The sequence below is a fragment of the Actinophytocola sp. genome (genome assembly GCF_049647105.1).
Taxonomy (GTDB): Bacteria; Actinomycetota; Actinomycetes; order Mycobacteriales; family Pseudonocardiaceae; genus Actinophytocola.
In genome coordinates, this window is the sequence record NZ_JBARWZ010000210.1 from 1 (window position 1) to 21,785 (window position 21,785).

General features: G+C 69.0%; 23 protein-coding genes, 1 tRNA gene and 1 pseudogene. 10 read left to right on the forward strand and 15 right to left on the reverse strand.

Going from position 1 to position 21,785, the window contains the following annotated elements; genetic code table 11:
* The 3 genes from WBA97_RS24660 to WBA97_RS24670 all read right to left on the reverse strand — a co-directional run.
* A partial coding sequence (locus tag WBA97_RS24660) for a 2-oxoacid:acceptor oxidoreductase family protein (RefSeq protein WP_424233287.1) occupies positions 1 to 1,042 on the reverse strand: 1,042 nt, incomplete at its 3' end.
* A gap of 135 nt (positions 1,043 to 1,177) precedes the next feature.
* Positions 1,178 to 1,924 carry an enoyl-CoA hydratase gene (locus WBA97_RS24665; RefSeq protein WP_424233288.1) on the reverse strand — a complete coding sequence of 249 codons (747 nt, stop codon included), beginning with the start codon at positions 1,922 to 1,924 and terminating at the stop codon, positions 1,178 to 1,180.
* 37 nt (positions 1,925 to 1,961) lie between these two features.
* The gene (locus WBA97_RS24670) at positions 1,962 to 2,411 is read right to left on the reverse strand and encodes an Lrp/AsnC family transcriptional regulator (RefSeq protein WP_424233289.1); all 450 of its coding nucleotides are present in this window, start codon (positions 2,409 to 2,411) and stop codon (positions 1,962 to 1,964) included.
* A 75-nt stretch (positions 2,412 to 2,486) separates the two neighbouring features.
* Between WBA97_RS24670 and ddaH the strand changes: the two genes are divergently transcribed.
* Complete coding sequence (ddaH, locus tag WBA97_RS24675) at positions 2,487 to 3,308, forward strand: dimethylargininase (protein ID WP_424233290.1); 822 nt, start codon at positions 2,487 to 2,489, stop codon at positions 3,306 to 3,308.
* Between the two features lie 44 nt (positions 3,309 to 3,352).
* Here ddaH and WBA97_RS24680 read toward each other — a convergent pair whose 3' ends face one another.
* Both WBA97_RS24680 and WBA97_RS24685 read right to left on the reverse strand, forming a co-directional pair.
* Entirely contained in the window at positions 3,353 to 3,595 is a 243-nt protein-coding gene (locus WBA97_RS24680) for an AMED_5909 family protein (RefSeq protein WP_424233291.1), read from the reverse strand.
* Positions 3,595 to 3,888 (reverse strand): hypothetical protein, encoded by a 294-nt coding sequence (locus tag WBA97_RS24685; RefSeq protein ID WP_424233292.1) that lies wholly within the window; start codon positions 3,886 to 3,888, stop codon positions 3,595 to 3,597. The genes WBA97_RS24680 and WBA97_RS24685 overlap by 1 nt, the downstream gene beginning before the upstream one ends.
* A 233-nt stretch (positions 3,889 to 4,121) precedes the next feature.
* Here WBA97_RS24685 and WBA97_RS24690 point away from each other — a divergent pair, with 233 nt between their 5' ends.
* Together WBA97_RS24690 and WBA97_RS24695 are read left to right on the forward strand one after the other, a co-directional pair.
* On the forward strand, positions 4,122 to 4,865 hold the full coding sequence (locus tag WBA97_RS24690) for a DUF5919 domain-containing protein (protein ID WP_424233293.1): 744 nt from the start codon (positions 4,122 to 4,124) through the stop codon (positions 4,863 to 4,865).
* Positions 4,866 to 4,874: 9 nt separating this feature from the next.
* Positions 4,875 to 5,345 carry an NUDIX hydrolase gene (locus WBA97_RS24695; RefSeq protein ID WP_424233294.1) on the forward strand — a complete coding sequence of 157 codons (471 nt, stop codon included), beginning with the start codon at positions 4,875 to 4,877 and terminating at the stop codon, positions 5,343 to 5,345.
* Here WBA97_RS24695 and WBA97_RS24700 read toward each other — a convergent pair.
* Positions 5,336 to 5,899: an HD domain-containing protein gene (locus WBA97_RS24700; protein ID WP_424233295.1), complete on the reverse strand. Its 564-nt coding sequence runs from the start codon at positions 5,897 to 5,899 to the stop codon at positions 5,336 to 5,338. The genes WBA97_RS24695 and WBA97_RS24700 overlap by 10 nt on opposite strands.
* A 240-nt stretch (positions 5,900 to 6,139) precedes the next feature.
* The gene (locus WBA97_RS24705; RefSeq protein WP_424233296.1) at positions 6,140 to 6,694 is read right to left on the reverse strand and encodes a flavoprotein; all 555 of its coding nucleotides are present in this window, start codon (positions 6,692 to 6,694) and stop codon (positions 6,140 to 6,142) included.
* 151 nt (positions 6,695 to 6,845) lie between these two features.
* Here WBA97_RS24705 and cpt point away from each other — a divergent pair, with 151 nt between their 5' ends.
* Both cpt and WBA97_RS24715 read left to right on the forward strand, forming a co-directional pair.
* Positions 6,846 to 7,388 carry a chloramphenicol phosphotransferase CPT gene (gene cpt / locus WBA97_RS24710; protein WP_424233297.1) on the forward strand — a complete coding sequence of 181 codons (543 nt, stop codon included), beginning with the start codon at positions 6,846 to 6,848 and terminating at the stop codon, positions 7,386 to 7,388.
* A 58-nt stretch (positions 7,389 to 7,446) separates the two neighbouring features.
* Entirely contained in the window at positions 7,447 to 8,013 is a 567-nt protein-coding gene (locus tag WBA97_RS24715) for a dihydrofolate reductase family protein (RefSeq protein WP_424233298.1), read from the forward strand.
* Here the strand turns inward: WBA97_RS24715 and WBA97_RS24720 are convergent.
* The gene (locus WBA97_RS24720; protein WP_424233299.1) at positions 7,998 to 11,120 is read right to left on the reverse strand and encodes a BTAD domain-containing putative transcriptional regulator; all 3,123 of its coding nucleotides are present in this window, start codon (positions 11,118 to 11,120) and stop codon (positions 7,998 to 8,000) included. The genes WBA97_RS24715 and WBA97_RS24720 overlap by 16 nt on opposite strands.
* Positions 11,121 to 11,227: 107 nt before the next feature.
* On the opposite strand from WBA97_RS24720, the gene WBA97_RS24725 reads away from it, so the two are divergent.
* Complete coding sequence (locus WBA97_RS24725; protein ID WP_424233300.1) at positions 11,228 to 11,788, forward strand: ArsR/SmtB family transcription factor; 561 nt, start codon at positions 11,228 to 11,230, stop codon at positions 11,786 to 11,788.
* Positions 11,785 to 12,840: pseudogene (locus WBA97_RS24730) on the forward strand (MFS transporter); the annotation flags it as partial. The gene WBA97_RS24725 and the pseudogene WBA97_RS24730, both read left to right, overlap by 4 nt.
* A 24-nt stretch (positions 12,841 to 12,864) precedes the next feature.
* Here the strand turns inward: WBA97_RS24730 and WBA97_RS24735 are convergent.
* Positions 12,865 to 13,407 carry a TetR/AcrR family transcriptional regulator gene (locus tag WBA97_RS24735; RefSeq protein WP_424233301.1) on the reverse strand — a complete coding sequence of 181 codons (543 nt, stop codon included), beginning with the start codon at positions 13,405 to 13,407 and terminating at the stop codon, positions 12,865 to 12,867.
* Entirely contained in the window at positions 13,404 to 14,738 is a 1,335-nt protein-coding gene (locus WBA97_RS24740; protein ID WP_424233302.1) for an amidase, read from the reverse strand. Before WBA97_RS24740 ends, WBA97_RS24735 begins: the two co-directional genes overlap by 4 nt.
* 67 nt (positions 14,739 to 14,805) lie before the next feature.
* Between WBA97_RS24740 and WBA97_RS24745 the strand changes: the two genes are divergently transcribed.
* On the forward strand, positions 14,806 to 15,585 hold the full coding sequence (locus WBA97_RS24745; RefSeq protein ID WP_424233303.1) for a siderophore-interacting protein: 780 nt from the start codon (positions 14,806 to 14,808) through the stop codon (positions 15,583 to 15,585).
* 81 nt (positions 15,586 to 15,666) lie between these two features.
* The gene (gene htpX, locus WBA97_RS24750; RefSeq protein ID WP_424233304.1) at positions 15,667 to 16,536 is read left to right on the forward strand and encodes a zinc metalloprotease HtpX; all 870 of its coding nucleotides are present in this window, start codon (positions 15,667 to 15,669) and stop codon (positions 16,534 to 16,536) included.
* A 52-nt stretch (positions 16,537 to 16,588) separates the two neighbouring features.
* Here htpX and rfbA read toward each other — a convergent pair whose 3' ends face one another.
* Both rfbA and WBA97_RS24760 read right to left on the reverse strand, forming a co-directional pair.
* Positions 16,589 to 17,470, reverse strand: coding sequence for a glucose-1-phosphate thymidylyltransferase RfbA (gene rfbA, locus WBA97_RS24755; protein ID WP_424233305.1), 882 nt, complete (start codon positions 17,468 to 17,470; stop codon positions 16,589 to 16,591).
* A gap of 52 nt (positions 17,471 to 17,522) precedes the next feature.
* Positions 17,523 to 18,014, reverse strand: coding sequence for a YajQ family cyclic di-GMP-binding protein (locus WBA97_RS24760; protein WP_424233306.1), 492 nt, complete (start codon positions 18,012 to 18,014; stop codon positions 17,523 to 17,525).
* Positions 18,015 to 18,140: 126 nt separating this feature from the next.
* Here WBA97_RS24760 and WBA97_RS24765 point away from each other — a divergent pair.
* Positions 18,141 to 18,225: transfer RNA gene (locus tag WBA97_RS24765), tRNA-Tyr, on the forward strand.
* Between the two features lie 121 nt (positions 18,226 to 18,346).
* Here the strand turns inward: WBA97_RS24765 and WBA97_RS24770 are convergent.
* The 3 genes from WBA97_RS24770 to WBA97_RS24780 are packed head-to-tail and all read right to left on the reverse strand — an operon-like array spanning position 18,347 to position 21,320.
* The gene (locus WBA97_RS24770; RefSeq protein WP_424233307.1) at positions 18,347 to 19,687 is read right to left on the reverse strand and encodes a tyrosine-type recombinase/integrase; all 1,341 of its coding nucleotides are present in this window, start codon (positions 19,685 to 19,687) and stop codon (positions 18,347 to 18,349) included.
* Positions 19,687 to 19,875: a helix-turn-helix transcriptional regulator gene (locus tag WBA97_RS24775; RefSeq protein ID WP_424233308.1), complete on the reverse strand. Its 189-nt coding sequence runs from the start codon at positions 19,873 to 19,875 to the stop codon at positions 19,687 to 19,689. The genes WBA97_RS24770 and WBA97_RS24775 overlap by 1 nt, the downstream gene beginning before the upstream one ends.
* Positions 19,872 to 21,320, reverse strand: coding sequence for a DUF3631 domain-containing protein (locus tag WBA97_RS24780; protein ID WP_424233309.1), 1,449 nt, complete (start codon positions 21,318 to 21,320; stop codon positions 19,872 to 19,874). The genes WBA97_RS24775 and WBA97_RS24780 overlap by 4 nt, the downstream gene beginning before the upstream one ends.
* Positions 21,321 to 21,785: the final 465 nt, after the last annotated feature.

A 21,785-nucleotide genomic window follows, 5' to 3' on the forward strand; every position in this document is an offset into this window, starting at 1 on the left:
GCACGTCGATCACCAGAAGCGGCAGCTCCTGCATGACCGCGAGACCGATCGTCTCCGCCTTGAGCGCGACACCAGGCCCGGACGTGGTGGTCACCCCGAGCGCGCCACCGTACGACGCGCCGAGCGCCGCGCCGACGCCCGCGATCTCGTCCTCGGCCTGCATCGTGGTGACGTTGAAGTTCTTGTGCTTTGACAGCTCGTGCAGGATGTCCGAGGCCGGCGTGATCGGATAGCTGCCCAGGAAGACGGGCAGCCGCGAGCACTGTCCGGCGGCCACGATCCCGTACGCGAGCGCCGCGTTGCCGGTGATCTGCCGGTAGGTGCCCGGGGGGAACTCCGCGGGCGGCACCTCGTAGGTGACCGCGAACGCCTCGGTCGTCTCGCCGTAGTTCCAGCCCGCCCGGAACGCCAGCACGTTGGCCTCGGCGATGTCGGGCTTGCGGGCGAACTTCTCACGCAGGAACCGCTCGGTGCCCTCGGTGGGCCGGTGGTACATCCACGACAGCAGCCCGAGCGCGAACATGTTCTTGCTGCGCTCGGCGTCCTTCTTCGACAGGCCGGTGTCGGCGAGCGCGCCCTGCGTGAGGGTGGCCATCGCGACCTGGTGGACCTGGAAGCTGGACAGCGAGTCGTCCTCGAGCGGGTTCGCCTCGTAGCCGACCTTCGTGAGGTTGCGCTTGGAGAACTCGTCGGTGTTGACGATCAGCGTGCCGCCGACGGGCAGCTCGCCGATGTTCGCCTTGAGCGCGGCCGGGTTCATCGCGACGAGCACGTCCGGCCGGTCACCCGGCGTCAGGATGTCGTAGTCGGCGAAGTGGATCTGGAAGCTGGAGACCCCCGGCAGCGTGCCTGCTGGTGCGCGAATCTCGGCGGGGAAGTTGGGCAGGGTGGCGAGGTCGTTCCCGAAGGACGCGGCCTCGGAGGTGAACCGGTCACCGGCGAGCTGCATACCGTCGCCGGAGTCGCCGGCGAACCTGATCACGACCCGGTCGAGCTTGGTGACCTGGGTGGCCCGACCGCCCCCGTTGACGCTGGTACTCATGCTCTGCTGGTCCCTCTCTCGCACGGCTGCGTGCCTCGTTAGTGAGGGTAGTCGTGCCTAAGTCAAGGTTTCCCTGGTGCACAGGGTATTCGCGTTGGACATCACAGTGCGGCTTCCCACATGCTGGAAGGCCTGTCACGCCTGGCGGGATATCCGCTCCCGCATGGCGGACAGGAGCTCGGCGAACGCGGGGGTCTCCATCGACGCCACCTGTGCGACGAGCTCGGTTTCGACGGCTTCGTCGTGTCGATCGTAGGTGGCCGTCGTGGCGAGGGTGCGCTTGGTGGTGACCACGAGGTCCCTCGGCGCCTTGACCGCGGGCGCACAGAACTCGAGCGCCGCGGCGACGACGTCGTCCGCCTTCCGGAACGCCAGCCCGGTCCGCACGGCCTCGTCGGCGTCGAGGACCTGCCCGAACAGCGTCATCGCGGCGGCCGTCTGGGGCCCGACGAGCCGCTGGGACAGCCACGTCATGCCGCCGCCGGGGTGCAGCCCGAGCTGGAGGAACCGCGCGTCGAACCGCGCCTTGGGCCCGGCCAGCCGCACGTCACAGGCGAGAGCGAGGTTCAGCCCGGCCCCGACCGCGGCCCCGTTGACCGCCGCCACGGTCGGCAACGACGCCCCGGCGACCGCGAGGAACCCGGCGTAGATGGCGCGGAGACCCTCCTCACGGGCCTCGCCGAGAGCCGTGAGATCGGCACCCGCGCAGAAGGCGGGCGGCGCGCCGGTGACGACGATGGCGTGCACGTCGTCGTCCTGCTCACAGGAACGGACATGCTCGACGAGCTGCGCGGACATCGGCATCGTGAGGGAGTTCCGCCGCTCGGGAAGGTCGATCGTGATGACCCCGACCCCGTCACGCCGGTCAAGCAGAACAGTCATGGCCAGGCACACTAGTCGCAGCCAGGGAACTCACCGGTCAGCTGACGTCCGGCGCGGGGGGCCGGTCCAGCAGCGTGGACAGCACGACCGTCGACACCGTCCTGTCGATCATGTCCACCGCCCGCAGCCGTTCCAGCGCGTCCTCGAGGTGGTGGATGTTCGCCGCACGCAGGTGGACGATGGCGTCCGCGGCGCCGGACACCGTGTAGGCCGCGACGACCTCGGGCAGCGGGAGCAGGCGCGCCCGGATGCGGTCCGGCCGGACGTTGCCGATGCAGTGCACCTCGACGAACGCCTCGGTGCCCCAGCCGAGCGCCTCCGGGTCGACCACGGCCGTGAACCCACGCAGCACGCCGGAGTCGAGCAGCCGGTCCACCCGCCGCTTCACAGCGGGTGCCGACAAGCCGACCACCTTGCCGATCACCGAGTAGCTGCTGCGCGCGTCGGACACCAGCTGCGAAATGATTCGCTGATCTATCGCGTCCACACGCAACATTCTGCCGGTTTGGAGAGCAGGTTGCGACATTGATCGATGGTCTATCGGCCCCTCACAATGTGAATCATGACGGGCACCCTCCGCCGCGAGTCGACACCTCGCCGCTACCTCATGTGCGAGCCGAAGTACTTCACGGTGGAGTACTCGATCAATCCGTGGATGAACCCGGACGAACCGGTCAGCGCCGAACTCGCCGTCAAGCAGTGGAGCGAGCTCGCGGACACCTACCGCAGGTTCGGCCACCGCGTCGACACCATCCGCCCGGTGCCCGGCCTGCCCGACATGGTGTTCGCCGCGAACTCGGGCACGGTCGTCGAGGGCAGGGTGCTCGGCGCCCGCTTCCGCAACCCGCAACGCACCGCTGAGGCCGACCACTACCGCCGCTGGTTCCTGGACCACGGCTACCGCGACGTGCTGATGCCGACCGCCATCAACGAGGCCGAGGGCGACTTCGCGTGGACCGGCCGCCTGCTGCTCGCGGGCACCGGCTTCCGCACCGACCCGGGCGCCCACGCCGAGGCGCAGGAGGTGCTCGGCGTGCCGGTCGTGTCGCTGCACTTGGTGGACGCGCGCTTCTACCACCTGGACACCGCGCTGTTCGTGCTGTCGGACGACCACATCGCCTACTACCCGGAGGCGTTCTCGCCGGGTTCCCAGCGCGTACTGGCCCACCTGTTCCCGGACGCGATCATCGCCAACGCGGCGGACGCGGAGTGCCTTGGCCTGAACGGCGTCTCGGACGGCCGCAACGTGGTGCTGCCGATGGAAGCCACCCACCTGGCCGAACGCCTCATCCACGCGGGCTACGAACCCACCTTCGTGGACATCTCGGAACTCCGAAAGTCCGGCGGCGGCCCCAAGTGCTGCACGATGGAACTCAGGGACTGAGCCGGTAACACGCCGCCAGGGGTCTCGGCGAGTCCGGTGCGTGCCTAGGAATCACTGTCGACTGCGGGGTCGATCTCCCGAGCCCGCCGGATCTCGATCGCCGCGTACTGCATCGCCTCGTGCCGGTGCCGGATGTCGACCTTCGCGGTAGCCGTGTACACCTCGGAGCAGCGACGGTGGAACGCGATCCAGTCCTCGGGAGCCGCGTCCCGGCTCGGTCGCTGCCGTCGCAGCACCTCGTGGGCCTCGAACAGAGACGACGGCACAACGGCCTGACGCTGGGCCATCAGTAATCACCACCAGAATCGCCGTCGCCCCCGGTGACCAGCAGATGCCGGGGTCCACGCTCCGGCGGAGCCGGTTCATCGTCCGGGTCGATCTCAGCGGCGAGCTTGGCCGCCTCGCGAGCCGGCTCCCGGCAGAATTTCGCGAGCACCACGTCACCGCCGGGGAAGGGCGGGAGCTGGATGGCGACGTTGACTGGGTCCAGGTACATGACCAAGGCGGGCACGTGTTCGGTTACTCGCATGTAGGCGGCCGCAGCGTTCTTACCCGGCGTGCATGAGACGTTGAATCCCATGGCTCATCCCTGTCCTTCCTGGTCGGCCTGCTCCAGCTCCGACGCCGAGCACGAACGTCCCGAACGGGGATGAGTGACATGGCTGCCTCTGTGCAAGGCCTGACGTGGTCCGGGCGCTACCCAATGTCGTCGAAACGGGAGGACGGGCACACCGCACAGCGGGACATCTGAGGACGTCCTTGCTACCTTGAAGACGTCCCTAGTCGTCAATTCAACTGGGAAAACCAACCAGAATGACGAACGAACGCCTACGCGACGCCCTGCTACGTAACGGCCTGGACCTCGACCAGGTCGCCAAGGTGACCACGGTCGACCCCAAGACTGTCGAGCGCTGGATCACCAAAGGCCGCCTGCCCTACCCCCGCCACCGGCGCGCCATCGCAGCCATGGTCCGGGAGAGCGAGAACTACCTGTGGCCGGACGCCATCGCGCCGGAACGCAAGGCCGAGATCGCCGAGTCCGAGGTGGTCAAGGTCTACCCCCACCGCCACTCGGTACCCGCTGACCTGTGGGAACACCTTCTGAACGGAGCCGAGCAGCACATCGAGATGCTGAACTACTCGGGCATGTTCCTCACCGACAACCCGAACCTGATCAAGAAGCTCCGCGCCAAGGCCGAGGCAGGTGTCAAGATCCGCCTCCTGCTCGGCGACCCGGCCAGCCGAGCCGTCACCCGCCGCAGCGATGAGGAAGGCATCGGCAAGGGCACTCTCGCCGCGAAGGTCCGCAACGCGCACGCCTTCTACAAGCCGTTGTCCGAGGTCCCCAACGTGGCGATCCGCGCCCACGGCACCACGCTCTACAACTCGATCTACCGCTTCGACGACGACATGCTCGTCAACACCCACGTGTACGGCATCATGGCTGCTCACGCCCCACTGCTGCACCTACGCAGACTCGCGGGCGGTGACCTGTTCGAGACGTACTCGGAAAGCTCCGACGCCGTGTGGAACATCGCCAAGCCCCTGAAGTGGTAGGCAGGAGCCATGGCCCGCACAGACCATTACCGCAGCTCAACCGCACCCACGGCGAACAGCATCGTCGTCGCCGTCACCGCGTTCATCCAAGACGAGCAAGGTCGGCTGCTGCTTATCCGTCGCACCGACAACGACCTGTACGCCATCCCCGGCGGCGCACTTGAACTGGGCGAGACACTGACCCAGACTGTGCAGCGCGAGGTCATGGAAGAGACCGGCATCGACGTCGAGGTCACGGGCATGATCGGCGTCTACAGCGACCCAGACCACGTCATCGAGTTCACCGACGGCGAAGTCCGCCAAGAGTTCTCCATCTGCTTCCGCGCCAACCCCACCGGCGGCGAGCCACGCACAAGCAACGAGTCCAAAGAAGTCCTGTGGGTAGCGCCGGCCGACCTGGACGGACTGAACATCCACCCATCCATCCGACTACGCATCCAACACGGCATGGACAACCGCGGCGAGCCCTACTACTCGTAGGAAATCCCCGCTGCCCGCAACCGCGCCTCCGTGCGCTCCACTGCCCCACGCAACTCAGGCTCAGCCTGCCGAACAAAGAACGTCACCACATCCTGCGGCCCATATCGCTGTTGGATCTCCTTGATCCGCTCATCAAAGGCGACAGGCTCACCGTCGGGCGAGGTGGTCATGTCCGCCCACCACAACGCATCCCGGAGCGGAGTCTCTTCGTCGACCCACTCGGTCAGCTCAGCAGACAGCCCACGCAGTTCAGCTTCTCGATAAGCACAGGAGTGGTGAGCCACGAGAGCCACCAATCGAGTGTTGGACGTTGCCTCGCTCAGGGCTCGCGCACCATCAAGCGGGTGGAACCCGGTCTTCGCGATCTCGGGGGAGTAGCCCACGTCGTGTAGTACCGAGGTCGCAGTCAGGAGTTCACCCTCCGCGTCGGGGAACATGGGCGCAGCCTGCTCGGCGCGGTCGGCGACCCCCTGAACGTGTGCCCATCGACGTGGGAGCGGCACCTCCAGGAAGGCCGCCGCTCGCTCACGAGCCCACGTCATGAGGTCACTCATGCCGTCACCCTATCGGCGGCATGTGACTCGACAGAGGGCCCGAAGGACGTGACCTAATCAGCCCTTTGTCGGCAGTGCTGGCATCGCGGCCCACCACTGTGGCAGTCGCCGTGGCCGTGATAGCGATCCGGATCGGACGGATTTGTGGCGTGGTAAGGACAGACTTTTGCCATTGTCAACCACCGTTGGTGGCACCTCTCCTGCTCTGATATGCGGTCCGTCGCATGTAGAAGGACGAGATCATCGCAACACAGACGAGGCGATACTGTCGATGATTGCGTCCCAGGGCAGTTGTCTGCCCGACTCGGAGCGCGGCTCCTGAAGCGGCCACACGTCTTCACCCATCACGAGATGCACGCCAGCCCGCTTGAGTGCGGCGATGTGGCTATCCCACGAGGGGTGACGGGCGTGGGCGGCGTTGATGCGCGGGAAGATGACGATCGGGATGGTGCCGCCGCCGATGGCTTCGCAAACTTGGGTGAGGGCCTGGTTGTCGGCCAGGCCGAGCGCGAGCTTGCCGACCGTGTTTGAGGTGGCCGGGACGACCGCGTAGCAGTCGACCTTGGGGTGCGGGCTCTCTTCGCCTGGCAACCGCGGCTTCACCCGCACCGGAAGACCCGTGATCTGCTCGATCTTCTCAATCTCACCGGTCGCGTCGAACCAGGTAGCGGCGGTCGGCGTGAGCGTGACGGCTACCCGCCAGCCGCGTTCGATCATGGGCTCGATGAGCTTGGGAAGGATCTTTCCCAGGCCGCCGGCTGCGGAGCCGACCAGGCCGAGAACAGGTGCAGCCATCAGCCCTCCACTGAGAATCCGGGCATTGCATGCTCCATGATCCTCAGCGTCAGGCGTAGGCATCGCGGAACGGCCGAGCCGGTTGCGCTCCGCGCGATGGGTGCGGGAAAAGCGCCGCGCAGAGTCGTGCCCTGGCCTTACTGTGGCCGCCGTGACGACTCAGGTGATCGTGCTCAATGGTGGGTCCAGTGCCGGGAAGTCGAGAATCGCCCGCTGTCTGCAGGATGTTCTGCCGCAGCCGTGGCTGACCTTCGGCACGGACGACTTCGTCGAGGCGCTTCCGCCCGCCATGCAGGGCTCCGACGCGGGCATCGAGTTCGCACCGGACGGCGGTGTGCGGGTCGGCGCGGAGTTCCGCGCGATCGAGGCCGCATGGATCGCCGGGATCGTTGCCATGGTCGGCGCGGGTGCGAGGGTCGTCGTCGACGAGGTGTTTCTCGGGGGAGCGGAGTCCCAGGGGCGCTGGCGGTCGGCACTCGGCGACCTACCGACGCTCTGGGTCGGGGTCCGTTGTGACGCCGCGGTCGCGGCGGCGCGGGAAGCGGCGCGCGGTGACCGGGTGGCCGGGATGGCCGCGTCGCAGGCGGAGCTGGTCCACCGGGGCGTCACCTACGACATTGAGGTCGACACGACCCACACGGAGGCGATGACCTGCGCGAAGACCATCGCCGGGTACGTCGGTAACCGGACCTGAAGGAAACCGTAAGGCGGCGCGCGCAGGCTGGTGTCACCAAACAGAGGGAGCACCCGAAATGCGCAAGATCATCGAATCCACGCTCGTTTCGCTCGACGGGGTCATCGACGACACCGTGCCGTCCACCGCGTCCCGGGCCGAGCCGCAGAACTGGGGCCAGCCGTACTGGGACGAGGACCACATGAACTACTCCGCCAAGACCATGGCCGACGTGGACGCCATGTTGCTGGGTCGGGTGACTTACGAAGGCATGGCGGAGGCGTGGGGGAGCCAGGACAACCCCATGGCCGAGTCGGTCAACAAGATGCCCAAGTACGTCGCGTCCCGGACGCTGACCGAGGCCACCTGGAACGCGACCATCCTGCAGGGCGATGTCGCCGAGGAGGTCGCGAAGCTCAAGGAGCAGCCCGGCAAGAACATCCTCAAGTGGGGCACCGGCGAGCTGGACCGCACGCTCGTCGAGCACGGGCTCGTCGACGAGTTCCACTTCTGGTACTTCCCGGTGATCGTCGGTGCGGGCCGCCACCTCTTCGAGGGCGCGGGCTTCGACACCACCCACCTGAAGCTGGCCGACATCAGCCGTTTCGAGTCGGGCATCGTCGTGCACGTCTACGTGCCCAAGTAGGCCCTGGCCGCACTGGGGGTGACTTCGGTGCCTGCGGCGAAGTGGGCATCGAAGTCGGGGTCGGCGTGCTGGACCGCGGACGTGACGCGGTCCAGCTCGTCGCGGTCCGACGCGGGCAACGGGTGACCGGACTCGCGCCGTGCCGTTGCCGCCGAGCCGAGGACGCGGGCCGCCAGCTCCGCCCGGCCGTCCAGCACCAGCGCCGCCGCCATGCCTTGCAGCACAGCCGCCACGCCGTGCGCCATGCCCTGGTCCTGGCACACGTCGAAGGCCTCGCCGTGCCACGCCAGCGCCCCGGTCACGTCACCCCGCCGCTCGGCCAGCAGCCCCAGTTCGAGCAGCACCATCGGCAGGTACGGCGGCGTGGCATCGTCGGACTGCTGGTCCCTCGCCGACGACAGCAGCCACCGCAGGTGCTCCTCGGCGACGTCGAGGTCGCCCGCCCGGCGCGCGGCGAACGCCAGGCTGAGGGTCGCGAACACCTCGCCCACCCGCTGCCCCTGCTCGATCGTCAGCCGCCGCGCCTGCTCGGCGTACTCCCGCGCGGCCGGGTAGTCCGCGGTCTGCACCGAAATCCAGGCCAGCCATGACAGCCTGCCGGCCACGTCCGCCCACAGCCCGAGCTCCTCGGCGATCCGCAACCCTTCACGGCTCAGCCGGGCCGCCTCCGCGTGGTCGCCGGTCATGTCCGCCAGGCCGATCAGCCAGTCCGTCGCCTGCAGCAGGCCCCAGTCGTCGCCCAGCGCACCGAACAGCTCGGCACCGCGCCGGGTGTCCTGTTCCAGCGCGGCCACGTCGCCCCGCATGTGCGCGAGCATGGCGCGGGTGCTGAGGACCGCCGCCTCGCCCCACTGGTCGCCGGCCTCACGGAACGTCTCCAGCGCCCGCGCCAGCAGCTCGCCGGTCGTGGCGGTGTCCCCGAAGTCGATGATCGCCGCGGCCAGGTACCACTCGGCCCGCGCCAGCTCGACCGGGGTCGCCACCTTCTCGTACGCCCGCAGCACCTCCGCCGCCAGCTCCGGGCCCGCCTGGCCCTGCCGGATCGTCATGCCCGCGTGCCAGACCTCGGCGGCGGCCCGCGCCTCGGCGGGTGCGTCGCCCGCCACCGCCAGCGCGCTCGCCAGCATCCGCTGCCCCTCGATGAACCGGGCCCGCAGCAGCCAGTACCACCCCAGAGCGGTGGTCAGACGCAACGCCTGCCAGGCGGCACCGGCGCGGCGGAACGTCTCCAGTGCCGCACGCAGGTTCGCGGCCTCGGTGTCCAGCCGGCGCAGCCACTCCCGCTGGCCGGGGCCACGCAGCTCGGCCTGTTCGGCGACGGCCAGATAGTGGTCGGCGCGCCTGCGCCGCACGGCCTCCTCTTCCCCGGCGGCACGCAGCCGGTCGAGGCAGTAGGCGGACACCGACTCCAGCAGCCGGTACCTGGACCCGTCGACGCGCACCACCAGTGAGCGGTCGACCAGCCCGGCCAGCAGGTCCAGCACTCCGCCGACGTCGCACACGGCCTCGGCGGCGGCCAGTGTGCAGCCGCCGACGTGCACGGCCAGCCGCCGCAGCACGGTCCGCTCGTCCTCGGTCAGCAGCCGCCAGCTCCAGTCGATCACCGCGGCAAGCGTGCGCTGCCGGGCAGGCGCGTCCCTCGGCCCCGCGCTCAGCAACCCGAACCGGTCGTGCGGCACCTGCAACCGGGCCGCCAGCTCTGGCACGCCGAACGCGGGCACACGGGTGGCGGCCAGTTCCAGCGCCAGCGGGATGCCGTCGAGCCGCCTGCACACCTCGGCCACGCCGGTGGTGACCTCCGGTGCCGCGGCGAGCCCCGCCCTGGCCAGGAACAGCCGGACGGCGGCGGACTTGGCGAGCCGTTCCGGGTCATCTGTATCGGGAACGTCGAGTGGCGGCAGGTCGAAGCGGGCCTCACCACGCAGGCGCAACGGCTCGCGGCTGGTGGCCAGCACCCGTACCCCGGGTGCGGCAGGCAGCAGCGCCGCGACCAGGTCGGCGACCGGTTCGAGCACGTGCTCGCAGTTGTCCAGCACCAGCAGCATCCGCCGCTCCCGCAGCGCGGTCGCCAGCTGCTGCGTTCCCGGGATCGACAGCTCGGACAGCACCAGCTCGGCGAGGTCACCGGAGCCGTCCCACGTGGTCAGGTCGATCAGCCACGCGCCGTCCGGATGCGTATCGGCCAGCGCGACCGCGACGGCCACGCTCGTCTTGCCGACGCCGCCCGGTCCGGTGAGCGTCACGAGCCGCCCGGCGGTCAGCAGCTCCCGCACCCGCGCGATCGCGTGCTCCCGGCCGATCAGCTCGGTCACCGGCGCGGGCAGGTTGGTGGTGGGCTTGACCGGGCGGGCCGAGGGCGCTGGCGGGTCCTCGGCCGGGTCGCCGGACAGGATCGCCTGGTGCAGCGCGGTCAGCTCGGGGCCGGGGTCCAGGCCCAGCTCGTCGGCGAGCCTGCCGCGCAGATCCTGGAAGCTGTCCAGCGCCTCGCTCGTCCGGCCGGACCGGTGCAACGCCCGCAGGTGGGCGGCCCGCAACCGTTCTCTGTACGGATGACTTGCCACCTGCTCGCCGAGTTCACCGGCCAGCTCGTGGTGTTCGGCCAGCGCGAGCCGGGCCTCGGCATGAGCCTCCACGACGGCCAGCCGCCGCTCCTCCCACCTGGTTCGCGCCGCCTCGGTGAACTCGTCGTCGGCGAAGTCGGCCAGGACCGGGCCGCGCCACAGCGACAGCGCCTCGGTCAGCAGCCCGGCGCGGGTCCGCGTGTCGGACGCCTGCGCCTGCTCGACGAGTGCCGCGAACCGGGCGGCGTCCAGCGCGTCGGTCCGCAGCACGTAGCCGGGTGCCTGCGACATGACCAGCTCGCGTCCGCCCGGTTCAGCGTTCGCAAGCGCGCGCCGCAGCTGGGAGACCCGGACGTGCAGGGCCGCGGTGGGGTCGGCGGGTGCCGCCTCGCCCCACAGGTCGTCGACCAGCCGGTCCGCCGAGACCGGCCGCCCCGCGTTGACCAGCAGGTTCGCGAGCAGTGCCCGCACCTTGCGGCCGGGCACGGTCACGGGCTCACCGTGGTCGGTCCACACGGCGAGCGGTCCCAGCAGCCCGAAACGCACGGGCCAAGGCTAGAGGCGCACGAACCCCGTGCACACCTTCACCCCGGACGGCGATGGACCTCTGGGCACATATGTGAAAGAGTCCTTTCGAAAGGAGGCTTTCAGATATGGAACAGCGGCACCGCGTCACCGACGTCGAGCTGATGACCGCCCTCGCGCACCCGCTGCGTGGCGAGCTGCTCCGCCACCTCATGGCACACGGCCCGCGCACCGCGAGCGAGTGCGCCGAGGTGGTCGGCTCCACGGCGTCGAACTGCTCGTGGCACCTGCGCCAGCTCGCCAAGTTCGGCCTGGTCGAGCCGGTCGACGGCGGCGACGGGCGCCAGCGGCCGTGGCGCGCCACGATCGTCGGGCTCGAGCTGGGGGAGCTGGCTGATGACGACACCATGCGCACCGCCCAGCTCGCCGTCCTCGGCAGCGCACTGCGGCAGGATCAGCAGCTCACGCAGCGTTTTCTCGACCGCAACGAGGAGATTCCGCCCGAGTGGCGGGATGCGGGTGCGCTCGACAGCTACGCGCTCAAGGTGACGCCGGAGGAGCTGACCGGGCTGGCCGAGAAGGTCGACGCGTTGCTCCGGCCGTACGTCACGACCATCCGCGAGGATGCCCCGCCCGAGGCCCGCACTGTTCACGCGGCGTTCCGCGCGTTCCTGTGGCTGACCAGATGAGACGGCTCTGGCTGGCTTCTGTCTGCTCCGAGACCGGCGAGTGGATGCTCCAGATCGCGCTGCCGGTCGTCGTCTTCCAGGCCACCGGATCGGTCGCGTCGACCGCCGTGATGATGGTCGTCGGGCTGCTGCCGATGGTCCTGCTCAGCCCGGTCACCGGGCTGGTCGCCGACCGTGTGCACCGGCCGCGGCTGCTGCTCGTGATCTGCCTCGGCCAGGCGCTCGTCGCGGCGCCGCTGCTGGCCGACGACGCCATGTGCTGGGTCGTCATGGCACTACAGAGCAGCCTTGCGGCGTTCTTCGAGCCCGCCCGAAACGCGCTCGTCGCCGACCTTGTGCCCGTCGACCGTCGCGCCGCGGCCAACGGGCTGCTCGCCTCGGGCGCCAACATCGCCCGGCTCGCAGGCGCGTGGCTCGGCGGCGCACTGCTCGCGGTCGGCGGGATCGCGCTGGTCTACGGCGTGTACGCCGGGATTCTGGTCGTCGGTGCGGTCGCCATGTGCGGGCGGTTCCCAGTCACCCGACCTGCGAAGTCCGCGAAACTGCCGCCCCTGCGCATCGACCGCCGCCTCGTGCCGTTCGGGGTCGCGCTCACGCTCATCTGTGTGGCACAGGGAATCTTCCTCGTGCGCTTTGTGCCATTCGTATTGGAAACCCTCGGCGCGGGTTCCGGCGGGGTCGGGCTGCTGCGAGGTGTGCAGGCGATCGGCGGGTTCGCCGCCGGGGTCACCGTCGCGACGGTCGCTCGCCGGGTAGCGCCGACCGCGTTGTTCGCGTGGGGTGCGATCGCGTTCGGGCTGATGTCGGCATGCATCTGGCACGGTCCCGCGCTGACCACCTCGCTCGGCGTCTACGTCGGGATGTTCATCGCCGTCGGCGCGCCGGGGGTGGTCGTCAACTCGGGGCTCGCGGCCGTGCTGCAGTCCGCGGTGCCCGCCGCCGCGACCGGCAGGCTGCTCGCCGGGGCGTTCGCGCTGATGACGCTCGGGACGGTCGCGGGCATGCTCCTCGCGGGCGCCGTCGAGTCGCCGCTGCTCCTTGACGTGCAGGCGTTCCTGGTCGTCGCGGCCGGTGGCCTACTGCTCGCGCACCAGCATCGTCACCGCGTCCGCGATGCTCGTCGGGCCAGGTTCGCCGGTGGCGAGGCGGCGCAGCTGCAGGCCGGTGAGCAGCGCGACGACCGGTCCGGCGAGCCGGTCCGGTGACGGCACTCCAAGGCGCGTCAGCACCATGGTCGCAATACGGTCGTATGCCTCGAAGCACGCCGCGGCCGAGTCCCGCAGCGACGGGTCCCGCCCGGCCTGGAGGTACAGCTCCAGCGGCGCGATCTGCTCGTGCCCGAACCGGGTGTCCACCGCGACCTGCTCGACGAGCGCCGCCGCCGACGCCAGCGACGCGCCAGGGTGTGCGTCCGCCAGCGCCGCGAGCCGCGCGGTCTCCTCGGCCACGAACAGCAACATGGCCTCCCGCAACAACTCCCGCTGCGACTCGAAGTGGTACGTGAGCGAGCCAAGCGACAACTCGGCCTCCCGCGCCACCCGCCGGTTCGTCACGCCCGCGACGCCGTCGGTGCCGATCACCCGCAGCACCGCGTGCAGGATCCGTTCCCTGGTGGTCACGGCCTGCGCTCGTCCCAGCGCAGCACCGACTCCAGCTGCGCGGTCAGTGAGATCAGCAGTTCCTCCCCACCCGATGGCGCGAGCAACTGAGCGCCGACCGGCAGGCCATCGTCGGTGAGTCCGGCCGGGACGTTCACGCCCGGCCAGCCGAGCGCGTTCCACGGCCACGCGTACGGGCACGCCGCCATCACCGTCCGGTCCGTGCGCCACCCGGACAGCCCGTCGATCGCGCCGACCGGCAGTGGCGGCGTGGCGGTGGTGGGTGCCAGGACCACGTCCACGCGCTCGAACAGCCTGCCCACCTTGCGCTGGTAGTAGTCGTGGGACGCGCGGGACAGCCGCAGTGCGCGACCGGCAAGCCGCGCGCCCATCCGTCCTGTGTCAGTCGTACGGAAATCGAGCAGCGACCTGTCTGGGGCGGCGGCACACCATTCCTCGACGCCAGCCAGGGACCGAGGCAAGAACGTCAACCCGATCAGTCCATAGTCCGGATCGTCGACCACGATCTCGTGTCCCAGAGCGCTCAGGTGCCGCGCGACCTCGACGACCGCGCCCCGTACGCGGGGATCGAGCCGCACCCGCACGCCACCCATGAACGGCGGCCGCAGTGACAGCGCGATCCGCAGGGGCCTCGGTTCGCGGTCGGCGGCGGCGCGGAAACGGGACTCCCCGGCCAGCACGTCCAGCAGCAGCGCGGCGTCCTCGGTCGTGCGCGTGAGCGGCCCCCACTCGGTGATCCCGTTGAACGCCTCCGGGGTCGGCAGCGTGCCCCGGCCGGGTTTGATGCCGACGAGATGCGTCCACGCGGCCGGGATGCGGATCGAGCCCGCGCCGTCCGACCCGACCGCCGCCGCGACGATCCCCGCCGCGACCGCGGCGGCCGACCCGCCCGAGGAGCCGCCCGGCGTGTGGTCCGGGTGCCAGGGGTTGCGGGTGACGCCGAACGCCTCGCCCTCGGTGATCGGCCACAACCCGAACTCGGGGGTGTTCGTCTTCCCGACGATCACGGCACCGGCCGCCCGCAGGTGCCGGACCAGCACACCGTCCTCGGCGGCGACCGGATAGTCACCCGCGCAGCCGAACGCGGTCGGCTCCCCGGCGAGGTCCATGTCGTCCTTGATGGCGATCGGCATCCCGAGCAGCGGCAGCCGTTCGCCTGCCGCGAGCCGCCGGTCGGCGTCCTTGGCCTCGACGAGCGCGACGTCCCGGCGCAGGCGGCGGAACGCGTTTAGCGTGGGCTGGGTGGCATCGGCGCGGTCGAGTGCGTTCTGTGTCAGCTGTACTGAAGTGATGTCACCCCGTGCCAGTGCGGTCGCCTGAGCCGCCAGCATGCGGTTCCCCTCTCGTTCGTTCGAACGAACGATAACCGGCGAAACCGGCGGTGCGAAGATGGTCTCGATGAACACCACGGTGAGCAGGCGTTCGCGCCGGCAGCAGACGAAGTTGTGGCGGGTCCCGGTGCTCCGCGTCGAGCGGATGACCCCGAGGATGACGCGGGTGACGGTCGGCGGCCCCGACCTCGCCGACTTCGCGGCGGCGGGCACCGACCAGAACGTGATGCTCTACTTCTACCCCGACGACGTCGAACTGCCGGAGCCGCTGACGATCGAGTCGGCGCGCGGCATGTGGTCCCAGGTGCGCCCGCTGACCAGGACCTACACCGTGCGCCGCTACGACCGCGCCGCATGCGAGATCGACTTCGACTTCGTGCTGCACGAGGACGCGGGCCCCGCGTCGGACTGGGCGAAGAGGGCGGCGCCGGGCGACCAGCTGATCTTCGTCGGCCCGTCACCCGCGTACGTCCCGGACGAGACGGCCGACTGGCACCTGCTGGCGGGCGACGAGTCCGCACTGCCCGCGATCGCGGCGATCCTGGGTGAGCTGCGGCCGGGGGTGCCCGCGCACGTGTTCGTCGAGGTCCACGACGCTGCGGAGGAACAGCCGCTCCCGACGGCCGAGGACGTGACGGTGACCTGGCTGCACCGCGACGGCACGGACGACCTCCTTGCCCGGGCGGTGGCCTCGGCCCAGCTGCCGGAGGGCAAGGTCGACGCGTGGCTGGCGGGGGAGCGGTCGTCGATGGTCGCGCTGCGTGCCCACCTGCTGGACGGCCGCGGTTTCCCTCGGAACAGGGTGCGCCCGACGACGTACTGGCGCAGGGGCGAAACAGGCAACTGACCAGCGGATTTGCCCCGTATCGGGAACTCGTGCCCGCCGTTGTCCGTTACGCGTGAGTAAGGAACGGTCACGGAGGCGGAAGTGCACAAGCACTACAACGGGCTGAAGACCGCGTTGCTGCTTGGCGGTATGAGTGCGCTGATCATCCTGGTCAGCCGCTTGTTCGGGCAGAGTGCGTTGTTCATCGGTCTCGCGGTCGCCCTGCTGATGAACGGGTACGCGTACTTCAACTCGGACAAGCTGGCGCTGCGTGCGATGCGCGCCAGGCCGGTCTCGCAGGCCGAACAGCCCGCGATGTACCGCATAGTTCGCGAGCTGGCGACGTCCGCACGCCAGCCGATGCCGAGGCTGTACGTCAGCCCAACGGCGGCGCCGAACGCGTTCGCGACCGGCCGAAGCCCACGCAACGCGGCAGTCTGCTGCACCACGGGCATCCTGGAACTACTCGACGAACGTGAGCTGCGGGCCGTCCTGGGCCACGAACTGTCCCACGTCTACAACAGGGACATCCTGATCTCCTGCGTGGCGGGCGCACTGGCGTCGGTCATCAGCGTGCTGGCCAGCCTGGCGATGTTCGCCGGCATGTTCGGCGGCTCGGACGACGACCGCCCGAACCCGCTGTCCATGTTGCTGCTGGCCATCCTCGGCCCGGTGGCGGCCGGCATCGTCCAGATGGCGGTAAGCCGCTCCCGCGAGTACCAGGCGGACGAGTCCGGCGCCGAGCTGTCCGGTGACCCGCTGGCACTGGCGTCGGCGCTGCGAAAACTGGAGTACGGCACCGCCCGCGCCCCACTCGCCCCGGAACCGAAGGTCGTGTCACAGGCCCACCTGATGATCGCGAACCCGTTCCGCCCCGGCGAGAACATGGCCCGCCTGTTCTCGACCCACCCCCCGATCCCGGACCGGATCCGCCGCCTGGAGGCTATGGCCCGTCGAGACCTGGATCGCTGAACGAGAACGGCCCGGTGCTGGCATGCACCGGGCCGTTCTCGTTGCTCTGCGGTCAGCCCGCGGCGCCCGCGGCGAGGGCCACGTCCATCACGTAGTCGCCGTAGCCGGACTTCGCCAGCTTGCGGCCCAGCGCGTAGCAGTCGTCGGCGCTGATGAAGCCCTTGTCGAGCGCGATCTCCTCGAGGCAGGCGATACGAACGCCGGTCCGGTGCTCCAGGACCTGCACGAACTGCCCGGCCTCGAGCAGCGAGTCGTGCGTGCCGGTGTCCAGCCAGGCGAAGCCGCGGCCGAGGTCCAGCAGTCGCGCGCGGCCCTGTCGCAGGTAGGTCAGGTTGACGTCGGTGATCTCGAGCTCGCCACGCGCCGACGGTTGCAGGCCCTTGGCGATCTCGACCACGTCGTTGTCGTAGAAGTAGAGGCCGGTGATCGCCCGGTTGGACTTGGGCTTCGCCGGCTTCTCCTCGATCGAGGTGAGCATGCCGGCGTCGTCGACCTCGCCGACGCCGTAGCGCTCGGGATCCTTCACGGGGTAGCCGAACAGCACGGCCCCGTCCATGTTGGTGACGTACTGCTGCATGACCGAGGAGAACCCGGTGCCGAAGAAGATGTTGTCGCCCAGCACCAGCGCGGCGTCGTCGCCACCGATGAACGACTCACCGATGATGAACGCCTCCGCGAGCCCGTTCGGCTGCGGCTGCTCCGCGTAGCTGATCTCGATGCCCCACTGGTTGCCGCTGCCCAGCAACCGCTGGAAAGTCGGCATGTCCTGCGGCGTCGTGATGACCAGCACGTCCCGGATACCGGCCAGCATCAGCACCGACAGCGGGTAGTAGATCATCGGCTTGTCGTAGACGGGCAGCAACTGCTTGGAGACGGCCTGTGTGATGGGGTGCAGCCGGGTCCCACTGCCACCCGCGAGGACGATGCCTTTCATTGACCCCACACTAGCGGGCACCCTCACCAGGGATTTCACCAGCCGTGACCGGTCAGCGGTAGTTGGTGAACTGCAACGCGATGCCGAAGTCCGACCCCTTGAGCAGCGCGATGACCTCCTGCAGGTGGTCCTTCTTCTTGCCGGACACGCGCAGCTGGTCGCCCTGGATCTGGGCCTGCACACCCTTGGGCGCCTCGTCCCGGATCTTCTTGGCGATCTTCTTCGCGTGCTCGGAGTCGATCCCCTGCACGAGCTTGCCGGTGACCGTGTAGATCTTCCCGGACACCGCGGGGTCGCCGACGTCGAACGCCTTGAGCGAGATCTGCCGCTTGATCAGCTTGTCCTTGAACACGTCGATCGCGGCCTTGCAACGCTCCTCGGTCTCTGCCTCGAACGTGACGGCCTCGTCACCTGCCCACTTCACCGAGGCATTGGTCCCGCGAAAGTCGAAGCGCGTGGACAGTTCCTTGCTCGCCTGGTTGAGCGCGTTGTCGACCTCCTGCCGGTCAACCTTGCTCACCACGTCGAAGGACGGATCCGCCACCAGTCTCACCTCTCGAGCCGCCGTACTGTGCCGGGAGCGAGCCTACCGCTGGAGGGGATACCGGTTGTCGGACCCGCGCACCCATTGGGTAAGGTTTCGCCCGTCCGGTCACGACCGGACACTCCCGGCGGGTTGCCCGAGCGGTCAAAGGGAGCAGACTGTAAATCTGTCGGCATTGCCTACGAAGGTTCGAACCCTTCACCCGCCACCACATGCCGCAACGGCCCGCTGACCAGCGAAAACAGGTCAGCGGGCCGTTCGTTTTCTGTCCAGTTGTGTCCGGCCGTGGCCGGTCGTCTACGAGCGTTCGCGGCAAATACGCGGCAAAGTTCTCAGCCGGTCATGACCTGCTGAACCTTGGCTCGCGCGGCCTGCTCACCACCGTCCAGGCACTTGGCGTAGACCCGAAGCAGGACGGCCACGCTGTGCCCTGCCCACTCCGCGACCCTGGTTGCCTCCACACCCGCGTTGAGCCACGTCGACACGGCGGCATGACGGAGGTCGTACGGGCGCTTCGCCAGCGGAGATGCGGCGACGGCTGGTGTGAACGTTGCCTCGCGTGCCTTGGCCCACACACGGCCGTAGACGGAGCTGGGCAACCTGCCACCGCCGCGTGCGCCCCAGAACAGGCGACCGTCCGGCGCGGTGCCGAACGTGTCCAGGTGCCAATGCAGGATCGCGGTCAGCTCCGGAGAGCACGGCACGGTTCGACCGGTGCCAGGCTCCCGGTGCTTGAGACCGCGTGCCTCGCTCCGTTCCTGGCTGTCGGTCCACTCCGCGCCGATCTCCGGCGCGGCGGACTCCAGGAACATCTCGCCCCAACCCTGGTCCGGCAGCGCCAAGTTCGCCTTCCCCAGGTTCGCGGCTTCCTCCGGCCGAAGTGCGGCGTGGTACATCAGCCCGAAGAACGCGAGCAGCCGACCGTTGTTCTCCTTGACCGCCTCCAGCAGGGTTCGCGCCTGGGTCGGGTTCGCGACACAACGCCGGTCCACCTCGTGCACGACGGTCTTCACCTTGGCGACCTTGATTTCCTTGAGCGGGTTTTCGCCGAGCAGCTTCTGTTCAACGGCGAAATCGAGTGCGTTGCCGAGTGTGATCCGACGTAGGCGGATCGTGTCCTGTGCGGCGCGCTTCCCGTCCAGCTTCTTGTCAATGCTGGCGAGCAACGCCCGCAACGCGTCTGGTTTCACCAGCTCGTTCACGGCCCGGCTGTTCCGCGCAATCCATCGCGTCTCGCCTGCCGGTGGGCGAGTGTTGACGTTGAATGCCTGGCGCAACGCCTTCCGCAACTTCTCTGCTTCGCTCTTGTCGGTGGGTGGTTTACGGAGCATCGCAACCGTGATGGGCACCAGGACATCAACAGTTGTCTTCCGGTGCCCTGGTGACGACGTCGGCCACTTCATGTCCATGTACGCGCATGCGAAATCAAACCATGGCGTCGTCGACTTCTTTGTCTGAAGCATCGTGACAGCACGGCCGGATTCAACGTCGAATGCAATGCCGTCCCGTGCCGCAGAAAGAAGCTTCGAACGGAAGCTCTCCGCCAGGCGTGACGTAGCAAACCCCTCCTGGAATCCCTCCCCGTCGACAGTCCAGCGCACGTAGTATGTCGTCTTCCGCGCGCCTTCGTAGACGCGCGTTTTCCAGAACTTGACTTTGTAGGAGGTTTGCATCAGGCCACCTGGTCAATCTCGCGCAACTGCTCCCACTTCTCGATGTCCCGCCGGTCAATTCGGAGCTGACCATTCGGCATCTTGATCGTGCGTGGCGCTTCGCCCTTCGCGATCCACTCGTAGAACGTGGAACGCGCAATCTTCCACTCTGTGCAGAATTCCGCGACCTTCAGCAATTCGCGCTTCATGCTGGCGCGTCCCCCTCTGTGTCAGTGCCTGGCGTAGCGGCGGACAGGTTGCGGTCCCACGCGTCGGCTAGGCCGACCTGGGCCTTCTGGGACTTGGTCTCGTTGGTGGGATACGTGACGTAGCCCTTGACGGTGGTATTGCTGTCGTCCTTGAAAGCCACAGGCGCGATCCCGTGGCGCGCCAACTCGGTGGCGAGTCGTCGCCCGTCGAGCTGCTTGCCTCTGCCGTCCAGGTCGCCCCACGGGGCGTCCTCCAGTTCGGTCAGCTCGGCAAGCAACTCCTTGGTGGCGAGTCGGTCAGTGGCGTGGCGCTCGAAGATGGCGCGGATGTCGGCAAGCAGCCGAATTCCGGTCGTCATGGGTTGGCTGGACTTCAGCACGAAGTGCGCGCATGCCTGCCGTGCCCGCTCCGGCCAGTCGCCGCCTGCGGCGTCGGCGATGGCCACGAGAGGTTCCCAGATCTCCGCTGAGCGATCCACCACGCCGTTGGGCAGGCTTGGGACGGCTTCCGCTGCCTCGTCGGCCACGGACGCCATCCAGGCCGCCAGGGCTTCCCGGATCGGACGGGCGTCGCGTTCGGCGGTGCGCTGCCGGAACTGCTCCACTGTCTGATTGGAACGGCGGCGTCGCATGTGGATGGTGACCGCGCGGGTGGTGATCGTGGCAGGCATGTTCCCGGCGATGCCGCCGAGCGCGACCGGCGCGAACACCGGAAAGCGCTCGATCTTCATGGACTTGGCGTCCCCGGCGCAGCGGGTGACGGTCGCGCCTTGCTTGTATCCGGCGTTGAGCAGGCCGCGCAGGTCTTCGTTGCCTCCCTTGGCGTTGAATACCGCGTCCACTTCGTCGAACAGGATGGTGATGCGGCTGGCTGACACGAGCCGGAACAGCGCGGCCGGGGTGGTCGAGATGGTGGATTCTGGTGAGCGCACCAGCAGGGATGCCACCTCGAGTACGCGCGTCTTGCCCGACCCTGGTTCGGCAGAGTCCAGGATCAGCCGCGGCGTGATGTAGAACCGGTCCGCGATGTGGGTGTGGGCGAACCACAGCGCGACCGCATGCGCGCAGTGCTCGTTGGGGAAGACCACGAACCTGTTCAGGAACGCCGTTACCTCATCCAAGATCTCGTGTCCGGCGCGCAGTTCGCGCGGCGTGGGAGCGAGCCAGGACAGCGGGCGTTCTGGCGCACGTTCGGGCAACTCCTGGTCCGGCGTGTGGCCGCGGTCGGCCGGGTCGTCGTCGGCTTGGGCGTTGCGCCAGGCGGTGCCGCATGCCTCCGAGCAGAAGTCCGCCGACGGCGCGGCCTGTCCGAGCTGCTTGCCGCACTTCTGGCACGTGCCGTCGTGCGTCTGGTCGCCGACCGCGTTGTCGATCGCGGCGAGCGTGGCGTCAACGGCGCTCATGCTGCGGCCCTCCTGACAGTGGTAGCGGGCGGGTGGCTCCATGACGCGGTAGCTCTGGCGCGGATCTCGTCCGGTGTTGGCTCACGCCACCCGCACCCACATCGGTCGGCCCGCCAGGACAGGGGCGTACGGCAGGCGGGACACGGCCGGGTCCAGCGACGGCGTTCCAACGTGTCCCATGTCGGCCGCCAGGCGGCAGCGCGCCAGTCCTGTGCACCGGCCACCGCGTGCGAGGCAGCACCAACGCGGTGGAGTACGGCGCGGTCGACGTCGCGCAGTTCGCGGCGGAGCCGCAGCGCTACTGCGGCCGGGGTGTTCTCGTGCAGGCGCGTCAGCGCTGGGGCCACTGCGGCGGCCAGCTTGCGGGGATCGCTGTCCGGCAGCGCGCACCATCCGAGGGAGCCGAGTGCGGGCACTGGACCGTCCACTTCCGCGAGCACACGGGCTGTCCATGCCTGCACCGCGGCTACATCCGGTGCGTTGGCTGTGAGCCAAGCTCGTGCGGAT